General features: G+C 39.4%; 23 protein-coding genes. 9 read left to right on the forward strand and 14 right to left on the reverse strand.

What is annotated here, in order from left to right:
• Genes CVT14_RS07330 through gatC form a run of 4 tightly spaced genes read right to left on the reverse strand, consistent with a single transcriptional unit; the run spans position 1 to position 2,506 of the window.
• Positions 1-468 carry a Fur family transcriptional regulator gene (locus tag CVT14_RS07330; RefSeq protein ID WP_002941362.1) on the reverse strand — a complete coding sequence of 156 codons (468 nt, stop codon included), beginning with the start codon at positions 466-468 and terminating at the stop codon, positions 1-3.
• Positions 465-1,082: a CvpA family protein gene (locus tag CVT14_RS07335; protein WP_021085046.1), complete on the reverse strand. Its 618-nt coding sequence runs from the start codon at positions 1,080-1,082 to the stop codon at positions 465-467. Before CVT14_RS07335 ends, CVT14_RS07330 begins: the two co-directional genes overlap by 4 nt.
• Positions 1,082-2,215: a type IV pilus twitching motility protein PilT gene (locus CVT14_RS07340; protein WP_103575144.1), complete on the reverse strand. Its 1,134-nt coding sequence runs from the start codon at positions 2,213-2,215 to the stop codon at positions 1,082-1,084. The genes CVT14_RS07335 and CVT14_RS07340 overlap by 1 nt, the downstream gene beginning before the upstream one ends.
• Positions 2,216-2,218: 3 nt before the next feature.
• Entirely contained in the window at positions 2,219-2,506 is a 288-nt protein-coding gene (gatC, locus tag CVT14_RS07345; protein WP_021085025.1) for an Asp-tRNA(Asn)/Glu-tRNA(Gln) amidotransferase subunit GatC, read from the reverse strand.
• 124 nt (positions 2,507-2,630) lie between these two features.
• Between gatC and CVT14_RS07350 the strand changes: the two genes are divergently transcribed.
• The 5 genes from CVT14_RS07350 to hisG are packed head-to-tail and all read left to right on the forward strand — an operon-like array spanning position 2,631 to position 5,757.
• Complete coding sequence (locus CVT14_RS07350; RefSeq protein WP_107850017.1) at positions 2,631-3,194, forward strand: hypothetical protein; 564 nt, start codon at positions 2,631-2,633, stop codon at positions 3,192-3,194.
• Positions 3,194-4,201 carry an L-seryl-tRNA selenium transferase gene (locus tag CVT14_RS07355; RefSeq protein ID WP_103589950.1) on the forward strand — a complete coding sequence of 336 codons (1,008 nt, stop codon included), beginning with the start codon at positions 3,194-3,196 and terminating at the stop codon, positions 4,199-4,201. Before CVT14_RS07350 ends, CVT14_RS07355 begins: the two co-directional genes overlap by 1 nt.
• Positions 4,198-4,530: a hypothetical protein gene (locus CVT14_RS07360; RefSeq protein WP_021089005.1), complete on the forward strand. Its 333-nt coding sequence runs from the start codon at positions 4,198-4,200 to the stop codon at positions 4,528-4,530. Before CVT14_RS07355 ends, CVT14_RS07360 begins: the two co-directional genes overlap by 4 nt.
• The gene (locus tag CVT14_RS07365; protein WP_021088871.1) at positions 4,517-5,146 is read left to right on the forward strand and encodes a type III pantothenate kinase; all 630 of its coding nucleotides are present in this window, start codon (positions 4,517-4,519) and stop codon (positions 5,144-5,146) included. Before CVT14_RS07360 ends, CVT14_RS07365 begins: the two co-directional genes overlap by 14 nt.
• Positions 5,143-5,757, forward strand: a complete 615-nt coding sequence (gene hisG, locus CVT14_RS07370; protein ID WP_021088904.1) for an ATP phosphoribosyltransferase — start codon at positions 5,143-5,145, stop codon at positions 5,755-5,757. Before CVT14_RS07365 ends, hisG begins: the two co-directional genes overlap by 4 nt.
• Before the next feature lie 694 nt (positions 5,758-6,451).
• Here the strand turns inward: hisG and CVT14_RS07375 are convergent.
• The 10 genes from CVT14_RS07375 to tupB form a co-directional block, all read right to left on the reverse strand.
• Positions 6,452-7,777, reverse strand: coding sequence for an aminotransferase class V-fold PLP-dependent enzyme (locus CVT14_RS07375; protein ID WP_021088924.1), 1,326 nt, complete (start codon positions 7,775-7,777; stop codon positions 6,452-6,454).
• An 87-nt stretch (positions 7,778-7,864) separates the two neighbouring features.
• The gene (locus CVT14_RS07380) at positions 7,865-8,053 is read right to left on the reverse strand and encodes a hypothetical protein (protein WP_002941192.1); all 189 of its coding nucleotides are present in this window, start codon (positions 8,051-8,053) and stop codon (positions 7,865-7,867) included.
• A 25-nt stretch (positions 8,054-8,078) separates the two neighbouring features.
• Positions 8,079-8,822: a winged helix-turn-helix domain-containing protein gene (locus CVT14_RS07385; RefSeq protein ID WP_002941311.1), complete on the reverse strand. Its 744-nt coding sequence runs from the start codon at positions 8,820-8,822 to the stop codon at positions 8,079-8,081.
• Positions 8,815-9,597 (reverse strand): formate dehydrogenase accessory sulfurtransferase FdhD, encoded by a 783-nt coding sequence (gene fdhD, locus CVT14_RS07390; RefSeq protein ID WP_107850018.1) that lies wholly within the window; start codon positions 9,595-9,597, stop codon positions 8,815-8,817. The genes CVT14_RS07385 and fdhD overlap by 8 nt, the downstream gene beginning before the upstream one ends.
• Before the next feature lie 218 nt (positions 9,598-9,815).
• Positions 9,816-10,457: a formate dehydrogenase FDH3 subunit beta gene (fdh3B, locus tag CVT14_RS07395; RefSeq protein WP_009294800.1), complete on the reverse strand. Its 642-nt coding sequence runs from the start codon at positions 10,455-10,457 to the stop codon at positions 9,816-9,818.
• Between the two features lies 1 nt (position 10,458).
• Positions 10,459-13,284, reverse strand: coding sequence for a formate dehydrogenase subunit alpha (locus CVT14_RS07400; RefSeq protein WP_107850019.1), 2,826 nt, complete (start codon positions 13,282-13,284; stop codon positions 10,459-10,461).
• Positions 13,285-13,314: 30 nt separating this feature from the next.
• Entirely contained in the window at positions 13,315-13,488 is a 174-nt protein-coding gene (locus tag CVT14_RS07405) for a twin-arginine translocation signal domain-containing protein (RefSeq protein ID WP_002941238.1), read from the reverse strand.
• Positions 13,478-14,173: a molecular chaperone gene (locus tag CVT14_RS07410; RefSeq protein ID WP_103606427.1), complete on the reverse strand. Its 696-nt coding sequence runs from the start codon at positions 14,171-14,173 to the stop codon at positions 13,478-13,480. Before CVT14_RS07410 ends, CVT14_RS07405 begins: the two co-directional genes overlap by 11 nt.
• Before the next feature lie 245 nt (positions 14,174-14,418).
• Positions 14,419-15,372 carry a tungstate ABC transporter ATP-binding protein TupC gene (gene tupC, locus CVT14_RS07415; RefSeq protein ID WP_107850020.1) on the reverse strand — a complete coding sequence of 318 codons (954 nt, stop codon included), beginning with the start codon at positions 15,370-15,372 and terminating at the stop codon, positions 14,419-14,421.
• Positions 15,373-15,381: 9 nt separating this feature from the next.
• On the reverse strand, positions 15,382-16,074 hold the full coding sequence (tupB, locus tag CVT14_RS07420; protein WP_021088900.1) for a tungstate ABC transporter permease TupB: 693 nt from the start codon (positions 16,072-16,074) through the stop codon (positions 15,382-15,384).
• A 75-nt stretch (positions 16,075-16,149) separates the two neighbouring features.
• On the opposite strand from tupB, the gene tupA reads away from it, so the two are divergent.
• The 4 genes from tupA (at position 16,150) to CVT14_RS07445 (ending at position 20,806) form a co-directional block, all read left to right on the forward strand.
• A complete protein-coding gene (gene tupA / locus CVT14_RS07425) occupies positions 16,150-16,968 on the forward strand; it encodes a tungstate ABC transporter substrate-binding protein TupA (protein WP_002941321.1) in 819 nt (272 codons plus the stop codon).
• 260 nt (positions 16,969-17,228) lie between these two features.
• Entirely contained in the window at positions 17,229-19,472 is a 2,244-nt protein-coding gene (locus CVT14_RS11055; RefSeq protein WP_413784378.1) for a molybdopterin oxidoreductase family protein, read from the forward strand.
• 794 nt (positions 19,473-20,266) lie between these two features.
• The gene (locus tag CVT14_RS07440) at positions 20,267-20,518 is read left to right on the forward strand and encodes a hypothetical protein (RefSeq protein ID WP_021089960.1); all 252 of its coding nucleotides are present in this window, start codon (positions 20,267-20,269) and stop codon (positions 20,516-20,518) included.
• The gene (locus CVT14_RS07445; protein WP_107850023.1) at positions 20,519-20,806 is read left to right on the forward strand and encodes a type II toxin-antitoxin system RelE/ParE family toxin; all 288 of its coding nucleotides are present in this window, start codon (positions 20,519-20,521) and stop codon (positions 20,804-20,806) included.
• Positions 20,807-20,822 lie beyond the last annotated feature (16 nt).

Raw genomic sequence — 20,822 nt, forward strand, 5'->3', positions numbered from 1 at the left:
TTACTTTCCCTTTATATTATTTTTTGAACATTTTTCGCAAATTCCATAAAGCTGCATCATGTGACCAGTTAGTTTAAAGCCATGCTCTTTTGCGATGCTTATTTGCCTTTTTTCTATCATAGGATCTTCAAATTCTATGATAAGACCGCACTTTCTGCATATCATGTGGTCATGGTGTGGCTTTGTGGCAAGCTCAAATTTCTTGCCTTGTGAACCAAAGCTGATAGATGTTACCATCTCTGATTCTTCAAGTAAATTTAGCGTCCTATAAACAGTTGCGATGCCGATATTTAGCTCAGGGTAGGTCTCTTTTATAAAAAGATATAGCCTCTCTGGCGTAAAGTGTTCGTCGTTGTTATAAAGCGTTTTTAGTAAAATTTCACGCTGTTTTGTATATTTTAAACCGTTGTCGCGAAGAACTCTTTTAAATTTCTCAAGCAAGGCATCATATTCTAAATTTTCTATCATTTTTCTTCCCCTTTGGTGACGTTTGTGTCGGTGTTTGTGCTTGCATTTGCATCCATTGATATAAATGCATCACTCTTGTTTGTATCCTTTGGTCTTACTACCATCTCATCTAGCTCATTTTTGATGTTTTTAACATCGATATTTGTTATCCATCTACCAGTTTCAAGTAGGAGCGGATAGACCTTGCTGTTTGTGAAGTATGGCTCGATCATTTTATTTAGTGAAGTGCCTGACATCACGGCAACGACTGCTGAAAATGTGAGGAAAATTTTGCCACTTCCCATGACAAATCCACCAAGTCTGTCTAAAAAGCCAAGTCCGCTTACTGAAACTATCTTTGATAAAAATTTGCCAACTAGCAGACAAACTAGCCAAAAGACTAGCCAAAGTCCGATAAATGCGACAAATTGTAAAAATGAAGGATTTTCAAATTTATAGATATTTTTGCTTATGAAGCTCTCAGCTACATCTGAAAATCTACTAGCGACAACTAGACCGCCGATAAGTCCGATAAGTCCAAAAGTCTCTTTTATAAGCCCGTTTATTATGCCTTTTACGCCAAGTATCAAGACAAGGGCGATGACGATAATGTCAAACCAAGTTACTAAATCCATCATACAGTTCCTATCAAATTTTGAAGTTCTTGCTGGCTAGTCGAGTAGGCTAGCGCGTTTTCTTTTGTGATCAAGCCCTCTTTTAGCGCTTTCATCAGTGCTTGAGTCTGCGTGCTCATGCCAGTTTGTTGCTGATTTAGCTGCATTTGAGAGTAAATTTGATGCACTTTGTTTTCGCGTATCAAGTTTGAAATCGCCATGTTGTTTATCAAAATTTCATGCACAGCGCACCTTCCGCCGCCTATTTTTGGGATCAGACTTTGTGAGATGACAGCAGTTAGCGAAACGCTGAGCATGTTTCTTACTTGAAGCTGCTCGCTTCCATCGAAACTATCAACGATCCTATTTATAGTTTGTATAGCCGAGTTTGTATGAAGCGTACCAAAGACTAGGTGTCCAGTCTCAGCTGCTGTAATGGCCGTAGAGATCGTCTCTCTATCTCTCATCTCGCCCACAAGTATGATATCTGGGTCCTCACGAAGTGCAAATTTTAGCGCCTTTGAGTAAGAGTGCGTGTCGGTGCCGATATTTCTATGTGAAAATAGGGCTTTTTTGTTGTTATGTACAAACTCGACTGGGTCCTCAACGGTGATGATGTGCTTTCTATAATTTAAATTTATCTCATTAAGCATCGCAGCAAGCGTCGTTGATTTACCACTACCTGTTGGTCCAGTAACCAGGATAAGACCCTTTTCGCGTTTGATGATATATTTGAAAATTTGTGGTGCATTTAGATCATCAAGCGAAGGGATATCGATAGGTATGATACGAAAAGCTGCCGCTAGATCGCCATTCATCGTGTAGTAGTAGTTGCCACGGAAGCGTCCGATATTTGGAAGCTCTATGGCAAAGTCAAGCTCTTTATTATTTTCAAGCTCGCTTTTTTGGGCGTCAGTGATCAGAGCGTAGCATAAATTTTCTATATCTTTGCCGCTTAGAACGCCAAATTCAAGCGGCCTTAAAGTGCCATCTATCCTTATCTGAGGCTCAGACCTTGAGACTAGGTGTAGGTCACTGGCTTTATTGAAAACAACGGTTTTTAGAAGCGTTTGGATGTCACCAGAGAGATTGCTCTCTGATGTTTTGGCTTGAGCGTCTGAGCTTTGCGCTCTTAGTTGTTCGATTAGATCCATATTTTACTCTATGATCTTTGGTACGGCAAAAAAGTGTCCTTCGCGTGAAGGGGCGTGCTTTAAAATTTCATCGACAACGTCACTTAAATGTGGCTCATCTTCTCTTAATGGAGTGCCACCTTTTATAGAGCTAACTACGGCCTCATCGCTGCTTAGATCAAGCTCGTTTAAAACATCGACAAAAGATACGATTTCACTTAATTGCTTCTTGATCTCTTCTCTTTTTTCATCATTAATTTGTAATGCGGAGAGTTTTTCTAGTTTATTTAAGAGAGTGTCGTCTATTTGCATTATTAAGCAACCTTTTAATTGATTTTGAGGCATTATATCACATTCAAGCTTTAATTTTGGGCTACTTTTAATTTAATTATGCTAAAATCTGCGAATTAAAATTTTTCAAAAGCAAGGAAAAACGTTGGCTATAAAAGAAGACTTAACCGAGATAAAAAAAGAGATCGACGCCCAAGAGCAGTTTCTTGAGAGTATGATCAAGGGAGAGCGTTTTTTTAGGAAATACAAAACTTTGCTGATCGTGCTCTGCGTGGCAGCTATCGTCGCACTCATCGGATTTTACGCTAGTAAGGTTTTAAACGACAACAGAGTTGAGGAGGCAAATTTAGCCTATTCAAAGCTTATCTTAAATCCAAATGACGCAAGCGCTTTAAATGTTTTAAAGGAGAAAGAGCCAAATATGTATGCACTTTTTTCACTTGGACAAATGCTTGATAAAAACGATACAAAAGGCATTAGCGAGCTTGCAAATTTAAAAATAAATCCGATCATAAAAGATATCATCCTTTCACAAACTGGCGATGCAAATACTCAAATTTTAAGCGAATACAACGCACTTTTAAAAGGTTTTGAGCTTTTAAAACAAAACAAAATCAAAGAGGCAAATGTGGAATTTGACAAGATCGCACTTGACTCACAACTACAAACTTTAGTTAAAAATTTAAAACACTATCAGGGAATAAAATAATGAAAAAACTTACACTATTCTTGGCTTTTGCCTTGGCTTTAGTTCTAAGCGGATGCGGCACAAAAAGACAATATTTTGAGCCTGCGCAAACTTCTGGTGAGATATCTTTGTCAAAAGATCTTCCTTCTTACATCAAATCAGCAAATGCAAATGGCGCAACGCTAGATAATGGCAACATCATCACTAAAAATGGGCTAAATAAAAGCGTTACTTTGCCTGAAAATTTCAACTTCTTAAACGAAAACAACGGCTTTGTCATCTCAGCTAGCATAAATGGCGATCTAAATGTGACTGATCCTAGCGGCCACAGCGTTTATAGCGGTAAATTCCCAACTGCGATCGTAGCAGCCTCGCTTGATCAAAACCAACTTGCAGCTATCAGCGCATCAAACCATATCTATCTAATCGACATCAACACAGCTACAACGCTAATGGAGTATAGCTCATCTGACATCGCTGCGGTTGATTCAAGAGTTGTGGCACCTTACTTTATGAGCTCACTCATCGTCTATCCAGCACTTGATGGTAAAATTTACATCGTGCAAAAAGATACTGGTAGAATTTTGCGCGACGTTGTCGTAAGCTCTGAAAATTTCTTTAACAACATCATATTTTTAGGCGTTGAGGGTGATAACCTAATCGCAGCAACAGCCAAAAAACTAATCGTCATCAACCCAAGTCAAACAGTTTATTATGACGGTGAGATCAAAGACGTGCTAGTTCATAACGATGAAATTTACATCTTTAAAAAAGATGGTACGATCGTAAGAACAGACCTTATGCTAAAAGAGCAAAATAAGGTAAATTTCAAATTTGCTATCTTCTCAGCGGCTACTATCATCAACAATAAGCTCTATGTCATCGAAAAAACAGGCTATGTTATAAAGACAAATTTAGACCTTAGCGGAGCTGAAATTTATGAATTTAGCGACGAGATAAAAGATAAAAGCTTCATGGGTAATGGCGCATTTTACTACGATAACGAGTATGTTAATCTAGGGCAATGAACCAAAAAATTTGGGAGCTTTTTGAAGCTAAAAAGATCTTGCTAAGGGATCTAAAAAGGCTTGACCTTAGCGAATTTACCAAGAAACGCTCGCTTGAGGCGTTTTTTGGTGTTGATACAAAAAATTTCTACGAGATCGTTTTTTTAAGAAGTGCAAAGAGCAGGCTTTTGCTCAAAGAAGCCAGCGAGATAAATGAAATTTGCACTAAATTTGAAGAGAAATTTCAAACCAAGATCAAAAAACGAGTGATCTTTTACAACTCTCAAATTTGTTCAAAGTCCATAAACTACTTCAAAGAAGAAGGCTGGAGCTGTTATGATTTTGTGTGATATAGGCAACACCAACGCCTCTTTTTTGCAAAATGGCAGGATCACACACATAAAAGTTAGCGAATTTAAAAACTACAAGCCAGACGAAAAGGTCTATTTTATCTGTGTAAATGAAGAAATTTTGCGCATGATAGATAAGGACGAAATGTTTGTAAATTTAGAGCCTTACTTCGAGATAGACACGATCTATCAAGGTCTTGGAGTAGATAGAAAAGCAGGTTGCTATATGATAAATGATGGCGTTATAGTAGATGCTGGAAGTGCTATAACCGTTGATATAATGGCAAACTCACTTCATCTTGGTGGCTACATCTTGCCAGGCATTGCAACTATGTTAAATGCTTACAAAAGCATCTCGCCACGCCTTGATGTGACACTAAATTCGCAAATCGACATCGATGCATTGCCTCAAAAGACGAGCGATGCTGTGAGTTATGGCATCATAAAGCCCATTATCACGCTCATTTCAAAGTTAGCAGGCAGCAAAAAAGTCTATTTTACTGGCGGAGATGGTGACTTTTTGTCTAAATTTTTTAAAAATGCCATTTGCGACAAGATGCTGATCTTTCGTGCCATGCAAAAAATAATCGATGAGAAAAAGGAAATTTTAAAATGATAACAGTAGCCTTGCCAAAGGGCAGGATCGCAGAAGATACACTTGAAATTTTTAGAAAAATTTTTGGTTCGAGCTTTATGTTTGAGGATAGAAAACTCATACTTGAAGAGGGAAATTTTAGATTTTTAATGGTTCGCAACCAAGACATACCAACATACGTCACTGAAGGAGCTGCAGATATCGGCGTGGTCGGCCTTGACGTACTTGAAGAGCATAAGCCAAATGTAGTGAGGCTACTTGATCTACAAATAGGCAAGTGCAAGGTCTGCATCGGCATAAAAAACGAAGATGAGCTTGATTTTTCAAGGTCTGAGCTAAAGATCGCTACTAAGATGCCAAATATCACTAGAAACTACTTTGCCAAGCTTGCTGTTGGCGTCAAGATCATCAAGCTTTATGGCTCGATCGAGTTAGCACCGCTTGTTGGGCTAAGCGACGCGATCGTCGATGTGGTCGAAACTGGCTCAACCATGAAACAAAATGGACTAAAAGTAGCTGGTGATATCATGGAAAGCTCAGCTTACTTGATCGCAAATAAAAATAGCTTTATCATCAAAAAAGATGAAATTTTGGAGCTTTATCAAAAGATAAAAGATGAAATTTCAAAGTAAAATTTGAAATTTCGACTTCTAAATTTAAAAATCTTTAAATTTATCCATTTTAAAGCTAGTAAATTCAACTGAAATATTAAATTTATGCCGCTAGCTTTATCCAAATTTTAAAAACTTTGCTATTAAAATTTAAGCTAAGTAAGATAGAGCAAAAGCCGTAGCTGTCACTAAATTTACAAGTTAAATTTGAATGTATTTTGTTGGGCGCAAATATGTTTTGTGGTTAAGCTTATGGACTATCATGATAAATTTTATTTCGAAACCAAATTTGATGTAGGTAAAGCCACTTTAAATTCTAAAAACCAGAGCTAATTTTATAGAGGTTATTTTTAAGCAAAATATTTAAATTTCAAAACCTATTTTTAAAAAACCTTGCTATTAAAATTTGGACATATTAAAAGCCGTAGTTACTACTAAATTTAAAAGTTAAATTTGAAGATATTTTATTGGATGGGCAGATACGCGTTTTTAGGTTGGGCTTGTGCATCGCTATGATAAATTTTTAAATTCTATTTCAAAGTGATGAAATTTAATATAGATAAGACCAGCCTAATTTTAAAAATTGAGCTAATTTTGTAAAAGCTATTTAAAAGCAAGATGCTAAAAATTTCAATGTGATTATAATATAGCTGGTTGTGTCTGAGCTAGTATTTAAAAGCAAAGCATTTAAATTTCAAAGCCTAATAAATTTAACCTAAATTTTCCCACCAAACATCTCATACATCGCTTTTTCTTCGCCCCAAAGTTCGCGGTGCTTTTTGATGGACGACTTGATAGCGTTTATGAGATAGAGCACGTCCTCTTTTGTGTGCGTGTAGTGCATGCTTACCCTTACAAAACCTGGTTTTTTCTCCAAGACCTTATTCTCTTTAAGTCCCAGCAGGTCAAAAGCATAAGGTCCAGCGCACATCACGCCAGCGCGGCTTTGTATGCCGTAGTTGTTGCTAAGAGTTGCGGCAAAGTCATAAGGCGAAATGTCGCGCACATTAAATGAAAAAATAGGCAGCTTTTCTGCATTTTTAGGGCCATAAATGGTGATATCCTCGATGCTGCTAAGCTCTTTTTTAAAGAAATTTGCCAGCTCATCTTCGCGTGCTTTGATATTTTCTACTCCGACACTCGCTTGCAAGTTGTAAGCTAGGCTTGCTCGCACCAGCCCCAATATGGATGGCGTGCCTGCCTCTTCAAGCTGCTCGACATTTTTTATAAAAAGGTGCTTTGATGGCGTAGCAAGCGCGATGGTGCCGCCACCTGCAAAGCTTGGTATATCGCTTGTATAAAGCTCTTTTTTGATCGCCAAAAGCCCACAACTACCAACTCCACCAAGTAGCTTGTGAGGCGAGAAAAAGGCTGCGTCAAAGTATGCGGCGTCTAAAATTTCATGCGAGCTGCTTGCTGCGCAGTCAAATGCCACCACTCCGCCAAATTTCTTAACGAGTGAGTAAATTCTCTTGTAGTCGGTTTTCACGCCTGTGACGTTTGAGGCGGCGCTAAAGCAGGCGATGATCTTTCTTTTTGCGTTTAGTTTTAGCGTCCTCTCAAGCATCACGTAGTCTATCTCGCCGTTTTCATCAAGCAAGGTGCGCTCGCAGTCGCAAAGTCCCTCGCGAAAGCTGATCTCGTTTGAGTGGTGTTCATAAGGTCCAACCAGCACGAGTGGTAAATTTACGCTTCTTAAATTTGCTTCGCCGATCAAGGCTCTTGTGGTTGGTGGCAGATAAATTCCCATTATCTCCTGAAATTTCTTTATCGCAGCCGTTGCACCTTGTCCTGTTGCTATTAGATAAAAGCTATCATCAAGCCCCAAAAGCTCCTTTAGCTCAGCCCTTGCGTTTTCATAGCGTTTTTGCGTTAGCACAGCGCTTGAACTGCTGTCTGAGTGGGTGTTTGCGTAGGTTTTTAAAAATTTTGAAATTTCATCTTCGATAGGTGCGTAGGCAAGGCCTGAGGCCGTGTAGTCAAAATAGTAAATTCCATCTTTTAAAATGATATTTTTTCTTACTTCATCTATAGTTGGCACGATTTTCCCTTTGGTTAAAAGCGCGATTATAATGAAATTTTGTATAAAGTGAGGTTACAAGCGGGCAGGGCGCCCACTCGCGTGTGTTTATTTGTTTAAGAAGTTTTTCTCTAACCACTCGTTAGCTTTTGCTTCACTCTCAAATCTTTGGCTCTTAGCAACTTGGTTTGCACCCTCATAAAAACGGATACGAATGCCGTCTTGAACGCTATCGATCTTGATTCTAGTGATCTTATCTTTGTTTAGATAAGTCCTGTCATTTAGTTTTACATACATGTTTTTCTCCTTTTAAAAATTTGGTTTATTTTTTATCGTTTTTCTTCTCGTCTTGTTTTAAAAATAGCTCTTTAAAGCGCTTATTTGCGTAGTCTTCGATGTCGTTTTGAAGCTGTTTATAGGCGTTTATAAGCTCGTGTGCTCTATCATTTAGCGTAGTGCCAGCGCTATCTCCGCCACCTTGCTTGGTCGTAAAGAGATCTTCTTTTAAATTTTTTTGCAAAATTTGTAGATGCGACCAGCATTTTTTATAGTTCATACCTAAAATTTCAGCTGCCTTTGATATCGAGCCAACCTCGGCTATAACGTCTAAAACTTCGGTTTTGCCCTTGCCAAATATAAGCTCGCCCTCGTCGTTTTCTATCCAAGTCTTTGTCTTTACTCTCATCTTTTTGCCTTTCTTTTCCTTAAAACAGCCTAGCTGACAGTACTTCACGTCAAAGCCGTAGTCTCTAAGCGTCGAGCGCATGGTCTTTAGCCCGCCGTTAGCCGCCGCCATCTCTCTTGCATCTTTGCAAAAAACTCTGCCCTTTTCGTCGCTCACTTCTTTTAGTTTTAGTGACAATGTAAATTTACCGCGGTCTTTATCTAGGCCGCCAAACTGCCCAAGCTCGCAGTTGTCTATCTTGATGCCAAGCCTGGTTGCCTCGTCGCTTACCTCGCCGACTTCTATGCCAAGCTTGTTTGCTATCTTAAAAGCCGTACCACAGTCAAGTTTGCCGCTTTTATTTAGCGTTTGTTTTATTAGCTCTTCTAAATTTTTACTCATAAATTCTCTCTTCGCCGCTATAAACGTTGATATTTTCGCCCCTTGCAAAACCACAAAGTGTAAGCTCAAATTTACGAGCGATCACTACGCCAAGGCTAGTCGGCGCTGTCCTTGAGATAAGCGCTGGGACGCCGTGCATAACGGCCTTTGCGACCATCTCTGAGCTAAGTCTGCCACTCACCATCAAAAATGAATTTGCTAAGTTAGCTCCGTCTAAAACGGCCTTGCCAACGGCTTTATCGATCGTATTGTGCTGAGCGATATCCTCGCCTATGTAAAATTTATCTTCGCTCACAAAAAGCTTTGCCGTATGCACGCAGCCAGTCATCTCATAAAGCTCGCACTGCGTGTAAAACTCACTCATTTGAGCAAGGATCATATCTTTGTTAAATTTAGCCCCGCTTTTTACGGCTCTTGCCGCCATCGCCTGTGGGTCGATATTTGCCGTTGAGCTTCTGCCACAGCCGCTTATTATGACCTTTTCTTCATCAAACTGCTCTAGGCGCTTTTCGTTCACTTTGGCGCTTACATAGACGCTTAGCTCGTCGCTTGAGAGCTTAACTTCTGTTATGTCCTCTGGCTTTGTGATGACGTTTTCACTGATCAAATAGCCCACAGCAAGCGCCTTTTGATCCGTTGGCGTTGCCATAACGGCACCAAATTTTTTGTCATTTATGTAAATTTCAAGCTTGATCTCACGCACCAAAATATCATCAACCTGTGCTTTTTGCTCGCCTTTATATTTGATGATCTGCGTTTTATAAATCGGTTCCATCTTGCTCCTTGAAGTTTTCACAAATGATAGCCCAAAAAGCTAAATTTAATTTGGATTGTAGTAAAAACTTGCTTAAACAAAGCAAAAAGCTTAAACGTATTTTGATACGAAATAAACGTTATTATAATTAAAATTTGATATGCAAAATAGGCATATTTCTTAAAGTATAAAATTAGAGAAAATAACAAATTTTATAGGTGCAAAAAGCACCTATAAAATTACGCTTTTAGTTTTAGTCTGTCGCCAGCGTAGTAAGCGATCTTCCAAACAGTAGTTTGTTTTAGGTTCTTTTCGCCATAACCTCTTGCAGCAACTCTGTCATTGTAGATTTTTTCGATCACATCTGACTCGCCAACTAGTAGAGCTTTTGTAGAGCACATCGCAGCACAAACTGGCACTTTGCCCTCAGAAATTCTATCTTGTCCATATACTTCGCGCTCTTCTTCGCTATTAGTTGGTAGCGGACCGCCTGCACACATGGTGCATTTATCCATTACGCCTCTTGCACCAAAGGCACCATCTTTAGGGAATTGTGGCGCACCAAATGGGCAAGCATACAAGCAGTATCCACAGCCTATGCAGATATCTTTATCGTGAAGCACGATGCCATCAGCTCTGATGTAGAAACAATCAACCGGACAAACAAGCGAACAAGGCGCATCTTCGCAGTGCATACATGCGATTGACGTTGAAATTTCTTTACCTGGCACACCTTCATTTAGCGTTATAACGCGGCGTCTTCTAACTCCGATAGGCAACTCATGAGCTTCATCACACGCTACCGCGCAACCATTGCAATCAATACATCTATCTGTGTCGCAGTAAAATTTAAGTCTATTGTTATCGTTAAATGCGCTCATATTATGCCCTTTCTATGCGGCAAAGACCGCCTTTTGTTTCTGGAATTTGAGTGACTATGTCATATCCGTAGTTTGTTACGGTATTTGCGCTCTCACCAACTGCAAAAGGTCTTGTCCCATCAGGGAAATTTCCAGTCATATCAACACCTTGCATATATCCAGCCCAGTGGAATGGCAAGAAGATCATATTAGGCTTAACCGATGGTACGATCCTTGCGCGAACCTTGATCTTAGTGCCCTCAGGTGAATGAACCCAAACAAAATCCCAATTTTTAATGCCATGTTTAGCTGCTAGCTCTGGGTGGATGTCGGCAAACATCTCAGGTGTAATGCGTGATAGATACTTACTAGCACGCGTCTCCATACCAGCACCACTGAAATTTACGAGACGAGCTGTGATAAGATTGATAGGGAATTCTTTTGAGAAGTCCTTGCTTTGTTGCAAGCTCTTATACTTCGTATAGACGCGGTAGTGATTTGGTTTATCCTCAAAGCTTGGATATTTTTGCGCAAGATCTTGACGCTGTGAGTGGATCGGCTCTCTATGCTGAGGGATCTGATCAACAAATGTCCAAACTATCGCTCTAGCACGTGCATTGCCGTATGGAGCTATGCCCTTTTGCATACATTTTTCAGCGATTATGCCGCTGCCATCAGTAGCCCATGTAGCGCCCATTTTTTCGCGCTCTTCATCTGTAAGTTTTATACCAAGAACCTCTTCGATATTTTTCTTTGTTATCTCAGGATATCCGCCATTTATCACGCCTTGCTCTGGAGCAGAACCCTCAGCTGCAAGCTGATTAACGCCGTTATGCTCTAAGCCAAAGCGGTTTCTAAATCCCATACCACCTTGCATTACTGGTTTGCTTATATCATATAAATTTGGACTACCAGGGTGCTTTTCCGTCCAGCAAGGCCATGGCAAGCCGTAATACTCACCAGCTACGTCAGTGCCCTCTTTGCCCATAAGTGTTTTTTCATCAAATTTATCCCAGTTCTCTTGGTGGCGTTTTAGGCGTTCAGGTGTCCAGCCTGTAAGTCCGATACTTTTTACGATATTTGCTATCTCGCGTGTAGCAGCTTCTGGCCACTCTATCTTACCATCAGCGTCCCTTATAGTGCGAGTTAGCTCATCATAGAAACCTATGCGTTTAGCTAGTTCAAATAAAACTTCATGATCTGGCATGCTCTCATAAAGTGGCTTACATACTTGGCTTCTCCATTGACCACTTCTATTTGTAGCTACGACTGTGCCGCTAGTTTCGTATTGAGTTGCTGCAGGGAGAAGATAAACTCCATCTTTTTTATTAGTGACAACGCCAGCATCATTTACAAATGGATCCATAAGCACTAAAAGCTCAAGTCCGTCAAGACCTTCTTGAACCTTTGCTTGCTGTGCAGTAGATGTTATGCCGTTACCTATAACTACAAGAGCTTTTAGGCTATCGCCTGCATTTTCGATAGCGTCGTTGCCATCTTTGCCATCAAGCACACCAGCCCACCAGCGAGCTAGAGTAAATCCAGGCTTCATCATCCACTCTGGTTTTACGAAATTTCCTTGTAACCACTCGTAATCCACCTTCCACATTTTGGCAAAATATTTCCATGTAGCTTCGTTTTTAGCGTAGTATCCAGGTAAGCTATCAGGTGCGTTTGCCATGTCGCTAGCGCCCTGAACGTTGTCGTGGCCTCTTAAGATGTTGCATCCGCCACCACTTACGCCCATGTTGCCAAGAACTAGTTGCAAGATCGGAGCTATACGAGTATTTGAGCTGCCTATTGTGTGCTGAGTTAGACCCATCGCCCAAACAACTGAACCTGGGCGGTTTTTAGCGAAAACTTCCGTTATCTCTTTTATAGTCGCAGCTGGTACTCCCGTCACGTCTTCAACGACTTCTGGTGTCCATTTTGCAGCCTCTTTACGGATCTCATCGATGCCGTATGTTCGCTCATCTATAAATTTCTTATCTTCCCAGCCATTTGCAAAGATGAGATTCATCATGCCATACATGAATGGTATGTCTGTGCCTGGGCGAATTTGTGCGAAGTAATCAGCCTTTGCCGCAGTCCTTGTGTATCTTGGATCGACAACGATCAGCTTTGCGCCATTATTCTCTTTTGCTTTTAAAAAGTGTCTAAAACCAACTGGGTGATTTACCGCTGGATTTGCGCCGATTATAAAGATAGACTTCGCGTTTTGGATATCTCCAAGGTGATTTGTCATAGCTCCATAACCCCACGTATTCGCCACACCGGCGACTGTTGCGCTATGTCAAATTCTTGCTTGGTGATCTAGGTTGTTTGTCCCAAACATCGCAGAGAATTTACTGATGTAGTAGCTCTGCTCGTTGCTATCTTTTGCTGATCCTAAGAACATTACTTGCTCTGGATTTTTCTCGCGGTAAGCTTTTAGCTTTGCACCGATCTCGTCAAGTGCTTGCGTCATAGAGATGCGTTGCCACTTGCCGCCAACTTTTTTCATCGGATATTTTACACGGCAGTGTGAGCGCACCATATCGATAACGTCTGCTCCTTTACAGCAGTGACCGCCAGCACTTACTGGGTGATCTTGTGCTACTTCTTGACGCACCCAAGCACCATTTTCTACCTCTGCTAGCACTCCGCATCCTACAGAACAAACTGTGCAGACAGTTTTTACGATTTTTGAATCTGGAAATGGGTTTGCCATCTCTTGAGCTGTTGCTTCTCTTGTGACATTGCTTGCTGCAAAGCCGGCCGCTCCACTAGCACCTGCTAATGCAGCCATTTTTAAAAACGATCTACGACCGATGTTGTTTGGCGTAGTGTTTAATCTAGCTTCAGACATTTTCATCCTTTCTTAAATTTCTATCAAATTTTATTTTGCTTGTTTGTAGTAAAGTTCCCAGTTTTTGCTTCTTTTATAAAGCACTTCGGTCTTTTTACTCTTTCCTGATTTTAAATTTTCATTAGCATTTGCTGCTACCGCACCACTTGCTGCCACAGCGCCAACTAGACCGACTTTTTTTAGAAATTCGCGTCTATTTTGCATATGTACCCTCCGTTCTTAGTTTTCTTATCCTATTTTTTTCTCTTCTTATGCTTTCAGATCTTGAAAGACCATCGCTCTTTTTGTGGTCTATCTTGACTGGTTTTGGTGAGTTTAGTGCCACGCGTTCAAACGCTATAAATTCGTTTAGCAAAACGGCCACATCCTTGTAAATTTCACTATTTTTATGCTCATATAAATTTTCTATAAACTCATCAATATTTGGATTTATAATATCTTTAAAAAGCTCCTCTTCGCACTCGTCAAATTTACCGATAAACTCGTTCATAAGCGTAAAGACAAAGCCCACGTTATCTTCATTCTCTTTAAATTTGCTCTCATCTCTTCTGATGTTTGTCTTAGCCAAAATTTTACGCACATCAGCACAAGCATGACCCACTTCATAACCCTCATCGTAAAAAGAGAGCGAGTTTCGAAGCGGACTTGGCGGAGTGTGAAAAATGTCATCAAATTCGGTGATCAAATTCTCTGGATTTTTTTCATTAAATTTGCTTTTTATCTTTGCAACAGCATGCGAGACTTCATCATTTAGGCTGTATTCTTCTATGAGATCAAGCATTTTACTAAGGCCATCAAATCTCTTTTCATCTTCACTAAATACGAAGAATTTAGAGAAAGTAGCGTAGTAAAGTTTTCTGCCAGCTGCAAATTCCTCTTTTGTGCTCACCTTTTTCCTTAAATAGTTTTTTAACGACACTGAAACTATACAATTAATTGCCTTATTAATGTGGCTTAAAATAAAATAAATTAGAAAAGTTAAAAAAAGCTTAAATATGCCTTGTGTGCATATTTAAAAATGCCATTTTTAGGGAGTTATATAAGATATGATTTTTTAGCAGGATTATTAAAATTTAGCTCTTTTTTGATATCCATTTTTAAATTTGGACTAAATTTAAAGAGTAGGAGTAAATTTTACTCCAAAGCGAGCATCGAGCCATTTTCAAATTCTAAAAATACCCTCTCGCCGATTTTTAAAATTTCATCATCATGGCTAAAGATTTTGATCAAAAAGTCGCCAACTTTTACCTTCAAAAGCTTTTCATCGCCCATGTAAAGCGAGGCCGAGTGCAAAACCCCTGAAATTTGACCCTCTCCACCTGTTTTAGAAATTTTTATCTTGCTTGGATTGATCGTGATCTTGCTTTTGCCTTTAAAATTTGAAGGTAAATTTAGCCGTGCGCCACCACCAAAGCTTAGCACGCCACCTTCTATCTCAAAGATATTTTTGTATTCAAACTCGCAGACTCTGCCTTTGTGCAAAAACACACACTCATTTGCAAGCATACTAAGCCACTTCTCGTCGTGACTTGCGATGACAAAGCCGCAGCCATATCTCTCGTGCATCAAATTTATAGCCTTGCTAAAGAGCTTTGAAGTGCCGATATCAACGCTATTTGTCGGCTCATCAAGCAGATAAAATGGCACCCTTAAAGAAAGTGCAAGTGCAAATGCGATGCGCTGCGTCTGCCCAGAGCTTAGCTCAAAGTGGCGCTTGTCTAAAAACTTCTCATCAAGTCCCACAAGAGCTAGTGCTTCGCTGGTTCGCTCATCAAATTCGCTTAGTAAATTTCTACTTTTTAAGATGGCTTTGAAATTTTCTCTAACGCTTCTTTTTAAAAGGGCAGGCTCAGGCAGCAAAACGCAAATTTTACGCAGCATTTCAAGGCTTGGTCTATTTTCTCCCCAAAGTGAAATTTCGCCGCTATCTGGGCTTTGCAGGCGCGAGAGCACTCTTATTAGCGTGCTTTTGCCGCTGCCATTACTGCCCATTAGAGCGGTTATCTTTTTTGTGTTTATGTCAAGGCTTGGGATATTTAGGATCTCGCTTTTGCCGTAGCTTAGGTGTAAATTTCTTATCTTTATCAAAATTTGCTCCTATTTGTCGAGTTTTTTGAGCGCAAAGATCGCTAAATTTACCAAAAATGCGATAAATATCAAGACCATGGCAAGCGCAATACCCATGGCAAATTCGCCCTTATTTGTCTCAAGCGAAACGGCTGTGGTGATCGTTCTAGTAAAGTACTTGATGTTGCCACCTATCATCATCGCAACGCCCACTTCAGCCACGATCCTGCCGTATGCGGTGGCGATGACGACCATGAGAGCGTAGCGCAGCTCGTAAAGCACACAGCAAACTAGCTTTGCCGGCGCAAGGCGTAAATTTAGAATAGTTAGATAGTGCTTTTTCTCCATATTTTCAATCACGCTTGCAGTAAGCGAGATGATGATAGGAAGGGCAAGCACAAACTGACCTAGCATGACCGCTTTTAGCGTAAAGAGTAAATTTAAGCTGCCAAGCGGGCCATTTCTAGTGATAAATGCATATAAAATAAGACCGATCGCAACTGTTGGCATGGCAAGAGCCGTGTCACTTAGAAGGCGTAAAATTTTGCGGCCCCTAAAGTCATAAAAGCCAAGCATGAAACCAAGTGGAAAACCCACAATAACGGCAAGAAGTATCGACACGCTTGATGTGTAAAGAGTAGCCTTGATGGCTGAATATGTTTCAAGATTGCCGTTTAAAAGTAGATTAAAGGCTTCTGCAAAGCCATTAAGTAAAAAATCCAATTATTCTTTCCTAGCATATTTCTTAAGATTATTTTAAATGTGCTATAATATCACAATTTTTTTTAAAGGAGAAAAATGAAAAAGATTATCTTAGGCTCACTAGCAGCCGCAGTTTTGGCGTTTGGCGCTGACAATGAACTAATCATGGCGACTACAACAAGTACAGACAACACTGGCTTACTTGATGCGATCTATCCAGCTTATAAGGCAAAAACAGGTGTTGATATAAAATGGACAGCTGTTGGTACAGGCGCAGCTCTAAAGCTTGGCGAAGACTGCAACGCTGACATACTTTTCGTTCACTCACCAAAAGTTGAGAAAGAATTTGTAGAAAAAGGCTTTGGCTTAAAGAGAAATGCCGTAATGTATAATGACTTCGTCGTTATCGCTGATAAATCAATCGCTGATAAATTTAAAGGTAAAGATATCAAACAAAGCTTTGAGCTCATCAAAAAAGATGGTATCAAATTCTTCTCACGTGGCGACAAATCAGGCACAGACAATAAAGAAAAAGGCATCTGGAAAAAGATCGCTGGTGAAGTCCCTGAAAAAGATAGCTGGTATATGCAAACAGGTCAAGGCATGCTAGCTACGATAAATGCTGCTGCTGAGCAAAAAGGCGTTACATTTACTGATCGCGGTACTTACATTAAATATGAAGCAAATCAAAAAGGTCATCCTGAGATGGTCATCATCAACGAGGGCGACAACGACCTTAAAAATTTCTACTCTCTAATCGCAGTAAATCCAAAACACTGCCCTAAAACTGACATCGAAAATGCAGAGAAATTTATAAAATGGGCGACAAGCGAAGAGGGTCAGAAATTTATAGGCGACTTCAAACTTCTTGATAAGCCACTTTTCACTCCAGACGCAAACACACGCAAGAACTAATTCAAAGGGCGAGCAATCGCCCAATTTACTATAAAATTTCAATTTTTTTTAAATTTATTTCTAATCACTTAAGCTAAAAACCGAATTTAAAATAAGACAAAAAACGGTAAAAAGCTCCGTAAATTCAGCGTCAAAGTAATATGCAAATTTTGCATATTACTTAAATTTTTTTTAAATAAAATAATTAATTTTAAAACTACTTTTATTTTATAAGGTATATAATAACCGAACTATTAGAAATATTACTTGAAAGGAAATCTATGCAAAAGATTGTTCAAACAACCTGTCCGTATTGCGGAACTGGTTGTGGCATAGATCTTATCGTGGAAAACGGCAGGATCGTCGATGCGAAGCCAACTGATAACCACCATGTAAATGATGGCGAGTTGTGCTTAAAAGGTATGTTTGGTTGGGAATTTGTAAATTCTCCAAAACGTTTAACTAAACCAATGATGAGAAAACTAAACGGAGAGTTTAACAAAGAGGGCAAACTCGAAGAGGTTAGCTTTGAAGAGGTTTATGAATTTTTAGGAAATACTTTTAAAAATAGCGTAGAAAAATATGGTCCAAGCTCTATCATGGGCTTTAGTTCAGCTCGTTCAAACAACGAAGACAACTATGTATTTCAAAAATTCTTTCGTGCTTTAGGAAGTAACAACGTAGATCACTGCGCTCGTCTTTGACACGCTCCAACAGTGGCAGGTCTTGCCAGCACCCTTGGAAACGGAACAATGACAAACGATCTTGTTGAGTTTGCAACTGACACAGATGTATTTCTACTAATAGGCACAAATACAAGCGAATGCCACCCGATCATCGCTATGCAGATGCAAAGAGGCTTAGAGCGTGGTGCAAAAATGATCGTTGTGGATCCAAAACGCACCGATATGGCTAAAAAAGCCGATATATTCTTGCAAATTCCAGTTGGCTCAAATATCAAAACACTAAACACAATGATGAATGTCATCATCTCTGAAAATTTACAAGATACAGAATTTATCGAAAAATATGCAGAGGGTTTTGAGTATCTAAAAGAAGCCGTAAAAGACTTCACTCCTGAGAGATTTGAGCGTGAGACTGGTGTTAAAAAAGAGCTTATAACTGAGGCTGCTAGGATGTATGCAAAAGCTGGCAGTGCTGCTATTTGCTACACTATGGGTATCACTCAGTTTAGTGACGGCACATCAAATGTATTCTCACTTTCAAATTTAGCGATCCTAACAGGAAATTTAGGTAAAAAAGGCGCTGGAGTAAATCCACTTCGTGGCCAAAACAACGTTCAAGGCTCATGCGATATGGGTGCACTACCTAACGTCATCCCAGCAGGCCCAGTAAATAGTGCCTACGCACAAGAGCAAGCTCGCAAAGTATGGCACTTCGAGCTTAATCCAGTGCCTGGCTTTAAACTAACATACGCACCTGATAAGATGGATAGTGGCGAGCTAAAAGTGCTTTACGTTTATGGCGAAAACCCTGTTATGAGTGACCCTTGGACAGAGCACTTTGTGCATGCTACACACCACCTAGACTGCTTTATCGTACAAGATCTATTCTTTACTGAAAGTGCTCAAAAAGCCGATGTCGTCTTACCTGCAGCTGGTTGGGGTGAGAAAGATGGAACATTTATCAACACATCTCGCCGCGTTCAAAGAACTAGGAAAGCAAGCGAGCCAGTAGGTGGCGTAGAGCCTGACTGGAAAGTAGTTTGCAACATCGCAAAAGCTATGGGACTTGAGGGATTTGACTTCTTAAGCGCAGAAGAGGTTTGGGACGAGCTTAGAAAACTAATGCCTAAATTCTTTGGCGGTATCAGCTACTATAGACTTGAAAAACTAGGTGGCATCAGCTGGCCATGTCCTGATGAAGATCACCCAGGCACACCTGATCTTTATACTGATCACAAATCAATGCTACCTGATGGTAAATTCCGCCTAGCTCCAGTACTTTACGCTGATGATAAAGATAAGCGTGCAAGCATGGAGGCTGAATTTAAAGCCAAAATGCATATACCTGATGGCTATCCAGTAGGCTCAGGTGCGATGAGCGAAGTGCCTGATGAGGTCTATCCTTGCCTATTTACAACAGGTAGAAAAGTCTATCACTACCACACAGGAACGATGACAAGAGAGTGCCCACCGCTAGAGTATGGTGCTGGTATCGAAGGTCCGCTAATCGAAGTAAGCCCTGATATCGCAAGAGAAAGAGAGCTAGAAGATGGCTGCTACGCAATGGTAGAGAATAAACGTGGTAGGATCGCAGCTAAACTTCGCGTAAATCCTGACCTTAGGGAGAGTACGATATTTACGACTTTCCATTATAGTGAGGCTGACGGTAACGAGCTTGCAAATGCACAAGACCACGATCCACTCTCAGGTATCACACCTCTTAAGATCACTATAGCTAACATAAAAAAATTAAGCGAAGAAGAGTATATAGCATTTAGACAACAAAACGAGATGTCTATGCACTCTGAAAAACCTTATCTTTCACCTGTTAGATCATAATTTCAAGGGCTCAATGCCCTTGAATTTTTAATTCAAATTTTCATAGCAAATCAACTTTTATTAACTAAAATTTTCTATTGTTTCTAGATGAAATTTCATAGTAAGAATAGGTTGTTTTTATAAAATTGCTATGAAGTGCTATCTTTATTTTTTCTTTCACATCTATCAAGGCTCTTAGACTTTTAAAGCTTGTATGCGTCGGCTAAAAGCTTTGTTGGCTTAAACTTTTAAATTCTGTGATTACTAATTGGCGTGAGAGTATAGGTATTGTTTTTCTTTTAGCTGACTAAGGCAAAATTTTTGGCTGTTTTTGAATTGTCACCCAAATAGTCAGCTAAAAAGTTGTGATAATAATAGTTTGTAATTGTTTATAATTGTTTGTAATTTTATGTATAAAGGCTTTAAAATAACGTTAAAATCGTGGCTCAATGCTTGCAAAAGTTGATAAAAGTTTGTGATTGTTTATAAGTGGTGGCGGACAGAGAGGGACACTCCGCCAATTTTATAACTTTTATCACTTTTTAACCTTTCAAAAGTCCGATATATGCGACTTTTTATTGATATAAGGATTATATATTTTAAAGCTTTATTTTTGCTGATTTTCTGTAACAAAGTCTCAAATTCTCTGTAACAAGTATTCTATGATTTTAAGGAGCTTTTAGGGTATTTTTAATAAAAAACTTGTCCGATTATCAGGACAACTTTTTCTAAAATTTTTAGCTATAGAAATTTTTGTTTTAATAAAATCAAAGACTCTAAAGTGCTATAATCTACCCAAATTTAAAAGGACTTTTATGACTACCATGATAAACATTCAAACAACTGCAGATAATACCACTCTTGAAGCGATAAAGGCTCTACTTTTTAAAATAGATCCAGCTGCTATTTTTGAAACCTATGGTGAGCAGCAAAACTATCTTAGTAAAGAGGACGAAGAGCATCTAAAGAGGATTTCTGATATGGATGATAAAGGAGAGCTAGAGTATGTCTCAATGGACGAAATGAATGCTCATGTAAATTCTCTTTTTAAAAAATACGGTGCCTAAATGCAACAAATTCCTTATTTAAGCAAGGAATTTCTAAGCCAACTTGATGCAATTTTGGATTTTTACTCTAAGGATAGCGTTGTAGCTGCTTGGACTTTTTATTGTGAGCTGTTAGAAAGGCTAAAAAGCATCTCTTATATGCCTTATAGATTTAGAAAAAATAAAACAATCAATAGAGAAGACACTAGAGACCTTATCTTTAAAGGATATGTGGTGGTTTTTCGTATAGAACAAGATCACATAAAAATACTTGCAATATATAAGCACAATCTTACTCCTTACTCATAGAAATACGCTATTAGCT

The organism is Campylobacter concisus (assembly GCF_003048445.1).
In the GTDB taxonomy this organism is placed as follows: Bacteria; Campylobacterota; Campylobacteria; order Campylobacterales; family Campylobacteraceae; genus Campylobacter_A; species Campylobacter_A concisus_BF.

Coding starts and splice junctions, on each gene's coding strand:
- CVT14_RS07330 (WP_002941362.1), bottom strand. CDS start 468: ATGATAGAAAATTTAGAATATGATGCCTTGCTTGAGAAATTTAAAAGA.
- CVT14_RS07445 (WP_107850023.1), top strand. CDS start 20,519: ATGCAACAAATTCCTTATTTAAGCAAGGAATTTCTAAGCCAACTTGAT.
- tupA (WP_002941321.1), top strand. CDS start 16,150: ATGAAAAAGATTATCTTAGGCTCACTAGCAGCCGCAGTTTTGGCGTTT.
- CVT14_RS07440 (WP_021089960.1), top strand. CDS start 20,267: ATGACTACCATGATAAACATTCAAACAACTGCAGATAATACCACTCTT.
- CVT14_RS07335 (WP_021085046.1), bottom strand. CDS start 1,082: ATGGATTTAGTAACTTGGTTTGACATTATCGTCATCGCCCTTGTCTTG.
- CVT14_RS07360 (WP_021089005.1), top strand. CDS start 4,198: ATGAACCAAAAAATTTGGGAGCTTTTTGAAGCTAAAAAGATCTTGCTA.
- hisG (WP_021088904.1), top strand. CDS start 5,143: ATGATAACAGTAGCCTTGCCAAAGGGCAGGATCGCAGAAGATACACTT.
- CVT14_RS07340 (WP_103575144.1), bottom strand. CDS start 2,215: ATGGATCTAATCGAACAACTAAGAGCGCAAAGCTCAGACGCTCAAGCC.
- fdh3B (WP_009294800.1), bottom strand. CDS start 10,457: ATGAGCGCATTTAACGATAACAATAGACTTAAATTTTACTGCGACACA.
- CVT14_RS07365 (WP_021088871.1), top strand. CDS start 4,517: ATGATTTTGTGTGATATAGGCAACACCAACGCCTCTTTTTTGCAAAAT.
- CVT14_RS07385 (WP_002941311.1), bottom strand. CDS start 8,822: ATGAGTAAAAATTTAGAAGAGCTAATAAAACAAACGCTAAATAAAAGC.
- CVT14_RS07380 (WP_002941192.1), bottom strand. CDS start 8,053: ATGTATGTAAAACTAAATGACAGGACTTATCTAAACAAAGATAAGATC.
- gatC (WP_021085025.1), bottom strand. CDS start 2,506: ATGCAAATAGACGACACTCTCTTAAATAAACTAGAAAAACTCTCCGCA.
- CVT14_RS07405 (WP_002941238.1), bottom strand. CDS start 13,488: ATGCAAAATAGACGCGAATTTCTAAAAAAAGTCGGTCTAGTTGGCGCT.
- fdhD (WP_107850018.1), bottom strand. CDS start 9,597: ATGGAACCGATTTATAAAACGCAGATCATCAAATATAAAGGCGAGCAA.
- CVT14_RS07355 (WP_103589950.1), top strand. CDS start 3,194: ATGAAAAAACTTACACTATTCTTGGCTTTTGCCTTGGCTTTAGTTCTA.